An 11,497-nucleotide genomic window follows, 5' to 3' on the forward strand; every position below is an offset into this window, starting at 1 on the left:
AATATCGGTCCGGTGTATCGTTTTGGAAAGGAAATATTTTTGAATAAAATCTGTAACTGCTGTAACGCTCAAGGAGCCTCCGAAGCTTCTTTGATTTTATGATTCATATTTAACTCAGGATTGTTTATCGTTTGAACAATACCTGAAGGCCAGCGAATCTCCGCTTTTTCAACTTCCTGCACTTCACCGACTCCAAAATGAATCGTTTTCTGGCTTTGCGAGCTAAATGCTTCACCGGCCGTTACACTTTTCCTGGTTTTTTTCCCGTCCCAGTGTAGTATAACAATCGCCCCGACGGCACTTCTGTTGCTTTTTGTTCCTTCCAGGTCGAACCCAATCCAATTATGGCTGGGATCTGTGTAGTTTCTGTAAACTTTTACGGGTTGATCTTGATTAGCTACAATTAAATCGAGTGATCCATTTCCGAAAAAATCGGCATAAGCAACGGAACGACTGTCTGATATGAGTGCGCCACCCACGTTGTTAGCAACTTCCCGGAATCTGCCGGCACCATCATTTAACCAAATTTTATTGGCCTGGTAACCCGAAAACGTTCGGTTTTCCATATCGGGCCAGTTTTCAGCATCCATAATTATTGAACGATTCCCTCCCACTACTTTAGAATAATCGTACCAGTAGTCGGTATCGGGTTCTGCAGATACATAACCGTTGGCTACGTACAGATCGAGATTTCCATCGTTGTTAAAATCCAGGAATTGTCCGCTGTAGCCCCACTGCCCTATCTCCACACCAAGATTACTGGCTAAATTTCTGTAGGATGGAGTATTATCAGCTTCGTTGTTTCTGGGAACCCATAAATTATTTCCCTGCATCAATACGCCTGCTTCAGAAATATTCGTGATATAGATGGCGTGTTTTCCCTGGTTCAACACATCGCCAAAGGAAACGCTCATCCCGCTTTTTGGGGTAAATCCTATACCTGATTCCTCACCAACATTTGTAAACCCTTCTCCATCATTGTTGATATAGACCTCATCCACTCCGTAATCATTTGCCAAGACCAGATCCTGGTATCCAGAGTCGTTAATATCTGTGGCAGATGATGCAAGTGTCCACCGCCGGGTTTCTCGTAATCCAACGTTCTCTGCTACATCCACAAACGTGCCGTCTCCCTGGTTCTCAAAAAGGTAATTAATTCCCCCGTTTGTGGCATATTCATAACTGTCCGGCATCATCAGTGTACTTTCAAGATCAAATAGGTTTACATCCTCTTTAAAATATCCACCCAGAAAAAGATCGAGGAGGCCATCGTTGTTATAATCGAGCCATGTTGCTGTATTTGCATTTACATGTTCAGGAAAACCGGCATTAGCCACTTTTGTAAAGGATTCCCCTGCATTGTTTTTAAACAGTACAGGTTTGCCCCATCGATACAGGAAAAGATCTTCATATCCATCATTGTCAAAATCGGCCCAAACGGAACCCATCGAGGCTCCAACCTCTATTTTATTGAGATCTGCAACACCAAGTTCTCCTGCTACATCGATAAATGTACCGTTGCCAAAGTTTTTGTAGAGCGCGTTCTGAGTTCCAAATTCACTGTTAGTCAGGTAGAAATCGTAGAGTCCGTCTTCATTAAAATCAACAACAGATACAGAGGCTCCTACAGAAGCAATCTGAGGTGCAATGTGACTGAGTTTTTCATCTACAACGGGTCGTTGATGCACAAAATCAATACCCAGATCATCAGTTACATCATCCAGGAAAAAACCGTATCTCTCGATTATTTCAGAACGATTTTCGAACTTCTCTGAATTGATAAACTCATCGTACTTTTTCATTCCGAATGGAATCGACACGAGCATCAGGAATAACAGTACAACGACTGTTTTTTTAAGGTGTTCTTTCTTCATACCAACTGATTTATTTAAACATCAATTCAAGGACCCATATTTGTTAAGCCATCAACATCGGCTGTCGAGTCCATCTCGCCTGTCCCGAACCATCGGGAGCTGCCGAATTTTACAAGCTCACGAACCAGTACGATTCGGCAGACGAAAAAACCAATCGTCAGCCGAATTGAGGCATCAATACAATATAAAAATTTGCCCTTCCAACTTCTTCTATTCATCAAAGAGTAATGCCGACCTGAAGGAACGGGGAGTTATATAGCGTGTATGATAATTGACCCAGTCTTCTTTATGTTTTTGATAAACAGGATCATCCCATAAAATGCCGCCGTTGCCATAATCATAATCGGCCTGACCATGATAGGGTAATGGTAAAACTGTTGCCGAGGCCTCTGTATTATAATCTCCATCTTTTTCCCAACCATCAGACACAAATACAAAGCTTCGCTGATAACCTTTTTTAGGAGATTCTGGAGCTTTGAATTCGAGTTCAATTTCATCACCCGCATTCATAATAACATATCGGTCATCCACCTCTGCCAGTAATTCGCTCACATCACCAAATCGTGTATGGAAGCCCTCCAGATCTCTCCAACGTTGCGTTGTGCTGGAAATTTCGTTGTAATCTGCAAGCATGGGGGACGTTGAATCGGCTCGCGACCATTTTGAAAATCCCCGATACTGCAATTCCATTTTCAAAGGTTCAAGAGCAGTTTCTTCAATTTCTGATTGATCCAGTTTTTGAGCCTGGAAAATACCGTCCCAGTAAATTTCTGAAGTGGTTGTCAATCGTATTTTCCGATCACTTTGATTAGAAAATACACCTTCCAGATCGAGTAAAATAGTCTTCGATTTTCCAGCCGGAATTCCATAATTCTCATGCAACAGTTTCCACTCGCCCGATTTATTCAAATACTCAACCTGTAACCCTTTTGGAGCCTCTATACTGCCCTGGCTCAATGCCAAATTGATGGAGCTGTCGGTTGGGCGTAACCACCCATTTAGGACTAACAAATCAGCGTCTTGTTCACTCAAAGAGATCTCAATAGAATGCTCTTGAGCCAAGCCCTGGTACTTGGTTTTTTCGAATGGCTGAATGTAATTTTTGTCAATGGCTGATGTTTCTTCAGTCAAATTATTTCCATTCTCATCCATAACATTTTCCACCGGCTCAAGGCTGCTCATTAATTTTGTTGACAGATCCGGTGCGGGAAATACAAATCGTTCATCAACAAAAATCTCAGTGTTTTCGGGATGATCGACTGCCATCAGGCGAACATGATCAAAGAAATGAGATTCCCAAAGCTCGGCCGTAATTCTGAGTTTATATACACCATTATCAGCTTGGATCATCTCCGACGGAATCTTCACACGATCCAGCGTTTGAACCACACCCGCCGTCTCCTGGGCGTTGATTCGAAGCCCTAATGGTGATCTCCATAAAATATCGGTGACAAACTGCATCTCTTCCCCATCGTGCGAAAACAACCAGGGGCATGACCCTTTCAGGATCTGTTCGTTAAAAATAGTTGATCCCATTCCCAACTCAGCAAATTCTGCTTGTACTGACCCGTTCGGCCAGATGATTCTCAACATCTGAGCCTCCTCATATTCCCCCAAACCAAAATGTACAATGGGTGATGAAATCAGCTGTTTTTGATAGAGCAGGCCGGAACGGACTTCCATCTCGCCACCAATTCCGAATGAATTGATTCGCTGATCGCCGGTTGTGCCTGAAGCTTGTGCACGAATGGATCGGGCAAAATATTCTTTGGTTGTCTCAGTCTTCAGATAATATGGTGTCCCATCTTCAGCAATCCCGAGCAGATCCAGTTTTTCATCTCCTTCTACATCAAACACAGAGTAAATTTTGCCGGGCAGATCTTTTTCCAGTTTTACAGGATTCCGCTGCTCATCGCCCAGCCAAACATGAGTTTGTTCGTCTGTTGAAAGAACCAGGTCGATTGATCCGTTATTATCCAGATCGGCAGTAAACAGGTTAGGCGATGTAAGATTGGCAAGTCCACTTTCAAAATAATTGATGGATTGCCACTCACCGGTTTCATACGAAAAGTTGAACGTTGAGAAATTTCCACTTTCATCCACAGAAATAATCTCAAACCGGGCATTTGCATCCATATCAGCTACGGCAATGGCAGATTGATTTTCGGCTAACTGAGTGCCCTCATCAAACTCCCCACCTCTTTGATTTGCATAGATTATAACAGCCCCCTCCTCATTCAAAACAGTCGCTTCCGGGGTTCCCTCTCCATCCAAATCAGCCCAAAGAAATTCTTTAATACTCTGATTTTCACTGAATGGAACTATTTGACTGAATGTGCCATCCCCATTATTTCGAAGCACAAACGATGAACCATTTGTTGAAGAGAGAAGCAGATCCAGGTCGCCATCCAGCTCTACATCAAATGACCAAACGCCGGTATAACTTCCATCGGTTATATTTTCCGTTAGCCCGAGTGTTGAAGTGACATCAGAAAATGTTTGATCTTCGTTTAATTGATAAAGCCTAAAACCATTTGATCCTACAGCTGCCAGATCATTTCTAAAATCATAGTTAAAATCGATCTCCTGAACGGCATTTCCTGATAGTTTTGAAACAGTTTCGCCCGGAAACTCCAGTTCAGTTTGTTCATTAATCACAACAGATCCATCGGCAACCGTAATTGGGAACGGCGGAGAATCACCCGACAGTGTGACTCCCTTCACCCAGACCGCTTCAGCGGGTGGAACATCCAGGGGCTGACGGGTTAACTGCATGTCAATATCCGGGGGTGCTGCTTTAACATCAGGCTGATCAAGATTGATAAATTCTGTAATTAAAAAACCTACCTGAGTCGGAGAAAGACGAACTTCGGAAAGGTCTGCCTGGAAACGAGGCTGTGATTCCAAACCGCTTCGGAGAAAAGAGAGCTCAAGTGAAAGATCTGAAAAATTTTGTTGTTCCAGCATCTCAAATACCAAATCTAACTGCTCCCGGTTTTGCTCATTCCAATTGTCTGACAGATCTCTCAATCGGTTTAAATATTCCTCAGCTTGATCCGCATTCTCTTCCCGGATAGCAATTCGGACCAGTTCCAGCAATACCACTTGATTGTTCTTGTTCTTTTCAAGGAGTGAGCGAAGAGTTTCCTTGATCTCTTCAGCATTTCCGGTGGGATTTTCACGCTCTAACTCCTGGGCAAGAGCATATAAAATTCTTGGGTTATCTGATTGCTCAGATGCCTGACGAAAATAGTCAATTGCTTCAGTAGTATTCCCCTGCCTGCTGGCAATCAAACCTGCCAAATGTAACACTTGAGGATGATTCGGGCTCCGTTCTAATGCCTGTCCAATCCGTTCGTTGGCAAGATTAAAGTTCCCCTGTCGCATTGCAAAAACAGCCAGGTTCGCCCATGCAGCCGTCTCTTCCGGGAAAGCCTGTGCTACATCATTCATTTTATTGAATGCAAACCGTGTTTGATCGGTTTCACTCGCCCCCAGGCTCATATAGAAATCTGCCACCGCCTGGTCATACGATGAGGTGGAATCTTGTGCAGTTTCTTCCGGTTGCCCACATGAGATAAATCCAACGAGCGACATGATGAGCAGAAATACCTTCCAATTTGTTCTGTAGAGTAATGTAGACATGATAAAAAATTATATGTGTCTCCCCTCTTGAGAGGGGAAAGTGAAATGAGCGTTTGCCAAAGGCACCCTTCAGGGTAGCGAATGAACTCGGGGTGTGTTTCTTAGATCAATCGAACACAGTTAACACACCTCTGATGACTACGCTAAACGCTTCGTCATCGGTCTCCTCTCAAGAGGAGAGGTCATCTCATTTATTCAAAAAATTACTTCGCATAGATTCACTTTAAAAATACAATTCTGATCAACAAAACGATTCATTTATTTTGAGTGTGGTGACGGAAAATTAATGGAGTGTCATCATTTCTTGCAACAAACAGGTACCCGGAGTTATTGTTGATCTCTATCGATTCAATGGCTCGAACCTGACCTTCTACAAAAAGACCTGAATTGCCTGAGTCGAGAACTTTAAAATTCCCATCACCGTTGCCGATCAACACAACTCCGTAACCGGCATCTTGTCTTCCGCCCATGCTTGGTTTTACATCAAAAAGATTTCCACCAAGTATCAGGTCCAGATTACCATCTGAGTTCAGATCCATAGAGTGAATGGCCATCACGGGAAAAAGCTGGGCTTCAAATGGCAGTGGCTGAATCGAGAATCCATCTTCTCCTTCATTCATCAAAACTAACGATCGAAGTTCATTGACCTCTTTTTGAAGAGCACTGTCCAGCTTTGTGGCTGTAAATAACTCCTCAATGTTTTTGGTAGCATAATCGCGGTAACTTTGAATTTTTTCCTGAACCACGGGCATTTGCGCCAGAATTTCATCCAGTTGTTCGAAAGGCCGATCTTCGCCATCAGGATTGTAGGCAATTATCGGAGCCGTTTGACCATTCTCGTTAAAATCATTCACAAACAACTTCAGTGGCGATTCTTCAGAGGCCTGAAGTCTGCTGTTCGTGCCAAAATTACCAAGAATAATATCCTCTCTCCCGTTTCCGTCCAAATCTGCAACATGCATCGACTGCCACAAACCATTTAGATTATTAATACCAAGCTCTTCCGATCGGTCGATTAAGGTTCCATCCTGATTTTCAAAATAATGCACATTCATCCATTCACCGGCGACAACTAAACCAGGCACAGAGTCATTCGGGGATTGAATCCACGATGCAGTTGTTACATTGCCAATAACTTCAAGATCCGGAGCTATATCTGAAATTACATTTCTGAACACCCCTTTTCCATTATTCTGAAGAAGTACATTTTGTGGCCCTACTCCATATCTCCATGGAACTGAATGGCCGCCAACAAACAGATCGGTATGACCGTCACTGTTAAAATCGGCAGCTTTTACAATAGAACCGTTAATGGACAGTTCGGGAATGCTGTTCAAAGATTTTCGAAACTCTCCATTACCTTGATTGATGTAAAGCCTGTCCAATAAATCTTCGGAAGTTCCCGTGTATTCATTCCCACCGCTGACCACATACAGATCGTTTAGGCCATTGCCTGTTGCATCAAAGAAAATGGCATCTACATCTTCGCTTGCACGGTCAATCTGAAAATCCTCAATATCTAACTGTTGAAATGATTCATCATTTTCTTGTACAAAAAGCCGTCCTGCATAGCCTTTCGCTCCTCCCAAATAGTAATCGTCTAATCCGTCTCCATTTGCATCGCCCACTGCCAGTGCAGGTCCACGGGTTGATAATTTATAGGGCATCAAAGGCTCACGATCAAAGTCGTTAAACATATTTTCCTGGTGTCGATGATCAATTCGGAGATCGTTGGTTACATTTGTGAACAGAGGAGTTTCCTTGGGTTCATTGAATAATTGATAATCAAATTCACCTTTTGCATCGGCTTGAGAAACCTCAAATATTTGATCTGCCTGAATATTCGTAAGGGTTTGGAATCGCTGATCCGGCCAAATGACAATCATAGAATCAATTTCAGAAACATGCCCGAGCCCAAAATGCAGGGTATGATCCACCGAAGATTGGAATCCGCGAGTTGGACTTTGCTCCCGATATTTCACCTCTCCATTATGATAGGCAAAGATCTTCGTCCCAATCCCGGAGGTGTTTCCACCCTCCCCTTTTAAATCAACTTTTAAATAGTGTAGAGTATCTGTAGCTGAATGATTATTCCGGTAAATAAATGCTTCGCTGTTGATATTATTTACTACAAGATCCAGCTTACCATCATTATTAAGGTCTGAATAAACAGCACCATTTGAATAACTTGGATCAGAAAATCCCCACTCGTCCGAAACATCTCTGAAGGTTAGATCCGCTTGATTTTTAAACATATAATTAGACACATGAACGGATGACATTCGTTCAACCAGTGCATATTCCTGCTCCTTTTGTTCATCGCCTGAGTATTGACTTCTAACTCTTCGCAGTGCAGCAACATAATCCAGTTCATTCGGGCGTTTTGGAAGGCCATTTGTTACAAAAAGATCCTGGAATCCGTTGTTGTTAAAATCAGCCAAAAGTGCGGCCCAACTCCACTCTGTTCTGGCAATTCCAGATGCAAAAGCCGTTTCGCTAAATCGGGGCAATCCATCCTCCTGTATTCCGCGATTGACCTGAAGCGTATTTCGATTGTTATTGGCTCCAAACCCGAACTCCTCTTTCGTGTCTGCTACAACAACAAGGTCAGGTCCACCGGTTGTCATAAATGCTTCATGGTTGCTCGGCATCATATCAAGAGATACCAAATCGGTTAGTCCATCATTATTGATATCGCCTGTGTCATTTCCCATTGAAGCACTGCTGGTGTGGCCCATCATTTTGTATAGAGACTCTGAGAAAGTGCCATCCCCATTGTTGATGTAGAGATAGTCATCCTCATGAAAATCATTCCCAACGTAGATGTCCATCCACCCATCGCGGTTGATGTCTGTCACTGCCACTCCCAATCCATACCCAAGAGCACTGCTTATTATTCCCGATTGATCGGTGACATCAGTAAAGCTTCCGCCATCATTTCGATATAATTTATCTCCTGCTTTTGGATCTTTTTGTTGCCGTAATTGAGCGGCTTCTCCATACGTATTCTCGCTGTGAAAGGAGTGATTGAGCAAAAACATGTCGAGATCGCCGTCATTGTCATAATCAAAAAAGGCGGCTTGTGTGGAATAGCCTTCAAAATCGAGACCATATTCTGCGGCTCTTTCCGTAAATGTTGAATCCCCATTGTTGATGTAGAGCTGATTCGGCCCCGACTTGTTGAGATAATTAACCCGGCTTACATAGATATCCAGAAGGCCATCACTATTCACATCAGCCATTGTTACACCGGTGGACCAGCTATTTGGTTGATGGGTGAATCCCGCCGATTCTGTTATATCTTCAAACTCAAAATTGCCCTTGTTCAAGTAGAGTCGATCCGCAACACTATTTCCGGTAAAAAAAAGATCGGTTAAACCATCATTGTTAATGTCTCCAGCGGCTACACCTCCGCCATCGTAAAAATAGAGGTAGTTCTGGATATTGAACTCTGGAGTGCTTTCCACATCGTTCGAGAAATCGATATTGGTTTTAGATGAGCTGAGTTTGACAAAGTTTGAGTCTCTGTTCTCAGAACAACTAATAATCAAAAGAGAACAGAATAAAAGAGAAAGAATAAATCGAGCTAAAATGATCTTCATATAGAATCTGTGGATACCAAAGCCTAACTCCAATTAAAATGTTCATAGAAGATAGTATAGAGCCGCGTACCCTTCAATTCTAATTGTGAGCTTAATAAGACATGGTATTTTTAGAAAATTCACTCCATGTTGAATAGATCACTCATTCCATAAGAGCAATTTACTCAGTGATGTTTCGAAAAAATACCATGTCTCCCACGAACTTAATCAAGCATCCACAGCTTCTTTCTTGCTGTAGTTCTCAATAATATAATCTTCCAGGATTTTTCGGAATTCGGCTCCAATATTGTCTCCGCGGAGAGTGGTAAAATGATCGCCATCTACATACACAGGAGCTTTCGGCTCTTCAAATGTTCCGGGGAGTGAAATTCCGATATTGGCATGCCGAGATTCACCAGGGCCGTTCACCACGCAACCCATCACGGCCACATTCAGATCCTCCACACCCGGATAGATCTCTCTCCAGATCGGCATCTCTTCAACAATATATTTCTGAATTTCGTCAGCCAACTCCTGGAAGTAGGTACTCTTGGTTCGTCCGCATCCGGGGCAGGCTGTTACTTGCGGAATAAAATTGCGAATACCCATCGATTGCAGAATTTGCTGGGAAATGCGAACCTCCTCTGCCCTGTCTGCTCCGGGCATTGGGGTGAGAGATACACGAATGGTATCTCCAATTCCTTTTTGCAACAGAACTGCAAGAGCAACCGAACTTGCAACGGTTCCTTTCATGCCCATACCAGCTTCGGTGAGTCCAAGATGCAGCGGGTAGTCCAGATCTTCGGCAATTCGCTGATAAACATTGATCAGATCCTGAACGCCGGACATTTTACAGCTTACAATAATTTTATTTGACGGAAGCCCAACATCTTCAGCCAACTCCGTAGAACGACGGGCACTTTCTACCATCGTATCCAACATAACGGCTTTGGATGATTTTGGGTTCTCTCGCTCATTGTTCTCGTCCATCTTTTGAGCGAGCAGCTGTTGGTCGAGCGAACCCCAATTCACACCAATGCGCACCGGTTTATCATACTTGATAGCTTGCTCAACAATCGTACAGAAATTTTTATCCCGGGTTTTGGTGCCCGTATTTCCCGGATTGATACGGAACTTGGCCAACGACTTTGCCATCTCGGGATATTTCGTCAACAGAAGATGCCCGTTATAATGGAAATCGCCAATCACAGGAACAGTTACCCCCCGATTGAGTAATTTCTCTTTGATATGGGGAACAGCTTTAGCCGCGTCATCATTATTCACTGTAATTCGTACAAGTTCAGAACCGGCTTGATTCAGATGATCAATTTGATCAACCGTTTCATCAATATCAGCAGTATCCGTGTTCGTCATACTCTGAACAACAATCGGGTTTCCTCCGCCTACAGGTACATCACCTACATGAACAACAATCGATTTTCTTCTTTCTATTGGATTCATAAATCAGTTGACAATTTGCAGTTGACAGTAGACAATTTTTTTCAACTGCCTACTGTCAACTTTCATATTTAGTTCTTTTTACTTAATTCAAACAACTTTTTCTTCTCTTCTTTCGTCAGGCCGTCGTATCCTTTTTTGGAGATTTTCTCAAGAATCTCATCAAGTTCAGATTGATCTGTTTCATCAACAATTTCAACGTCACTCACCGAATACATATTTTTATTTCGTTTCCGTTTTGGTTTTTTAGGGGTCTGTTTCCATAAACGTTCTATAGGACGTATATAGGCCGATAGATCTTTACCACTATAGTGTGCTTTTATTAGCAGATATCCAACTCCGGCACCACCAAGGTGGACCAACCTGGCTACATTATCACCTGAACCAATAAACAATACATCCAGCGCAATCAATCCCGCCACAACAAATCTTGCTTCAATGGGGGGAAGAAAAATCAGCATAATCGGAACTCGCGGAAACATATATGCAAAAGCCACCATCACTCCAAAAACAGCACCCGATGCTCCAATCACATAACTTGTACCATATAGAGATGAGAGTGCAATATGGAAGAAAGCTCCGCCAATTCCCGAGCCGAGGAAAAGAACAGTAAACGAACGAGGCCCGATGGTTTCTTCAACGGAGCGTCCCATCCACCAAAGCCATAACATGTTGAATATCAGGTGAAACCCGCCGCCATGCAGGAAAATATACGTGATAAATCTCCAGGGCTGAGTGAGGGCCGTAAACAAGTTTGGATCGAACGCAAGATAATCAACGATATACCGATTGAGGGATACATTGCCAACCTGAATCGGACCAACCACAGCCTGGATGATAAATACAACCACACTAATGGCTATTATCGTACGGATGACTGTAGGGATTCGCATGAATCCGCGTTTAAAAGCCTCAAAAAATGATTCTTGCTGATACATT

At 43.0% G+C, this 11,497-nt stretch carries 5 protein-coding genes; all 5 read right to left on the minus strand.

The window, feature by feature from the left end; all coding sequences use genetic code 11:
- Positions 1 to 68: 68 nt before the first annotated feature.
- Positions 69 to 1,874: a CRTAC1 family protein gene (locus U5K72_10495; protein ID MDZ7719232.1), complete on the minus strand. Its 1,806-nt coding sequence runs from the start codon at positions 1,872 to 1,874 to the stop codon at positions 69 to 71.
- A 210-nt stretch (positions 1,875 to 2,084) separates the two neighbouring features.
- Complete coding sequence (locus U5K72_10500) at positions 2,085 to 5,519, minus strand: FG-GAP-like repeat-containing protein (GenBank protein MDZ7719233.1); 3,435 nt, start codon at positions 5,517 to 5,519, stop codon at positions 2,085 to 2,087.
- Between the two features lie 254 nt (positions 5,520 to 5,773).
- Positions 5,774 to 8,986: a VCBS repeat-containing protein gene (locus tag U5K72_10505; GenBank protein ID MDZ7719234.1), complete on the minus strand. Its 3,213-nt coding sequence runs from the start codon at positions 8,984 to 8,986 to the stop codon at positions 5,774 to 5,776.
- Positions 8,987 to 9,328: 342 nt separating this feature from the next.
- Positions 9,329 to 10,561: a flavodoxin-dependent (E)-4-hydroxy-3-methylbut-2-enyl-diphosphate synthase gene (gene ispG, locus U5K72_10510; GenBank protein MDZ7719235.1), complete on the minus strand. Its 1,233-nt coding sequence runs from the start codon at positions 10,559 to 10,561 to the stop codon at positions 9,329 to 9,331.
- A 68-nt stretch (positions 10,562 to 10,629) separates the two neighbouring features.
- Positions 10,630 to 11,496 (minus strand): rhomboid family intramembrane serine protease, encoded by an 867-nt coding sequence (locus tag U5K72_10515; GenBank protein ID MDZ7719236.1) that lies wholly within the window; start codon positions 11,494 to 11,496, stop codon positions 10,630 to 10,632.
- Between the last annotated feature and the right edge of the window lies 1 nt (position 11,497).

It is taken from the genome of Balneolaceae bacterium (assembly GCA_034521495.1).
GTDB lineage: Bacteria > Bacteroidota > Rhodothermia > Balneolales > Balneolaceae > Rhodohalobacter.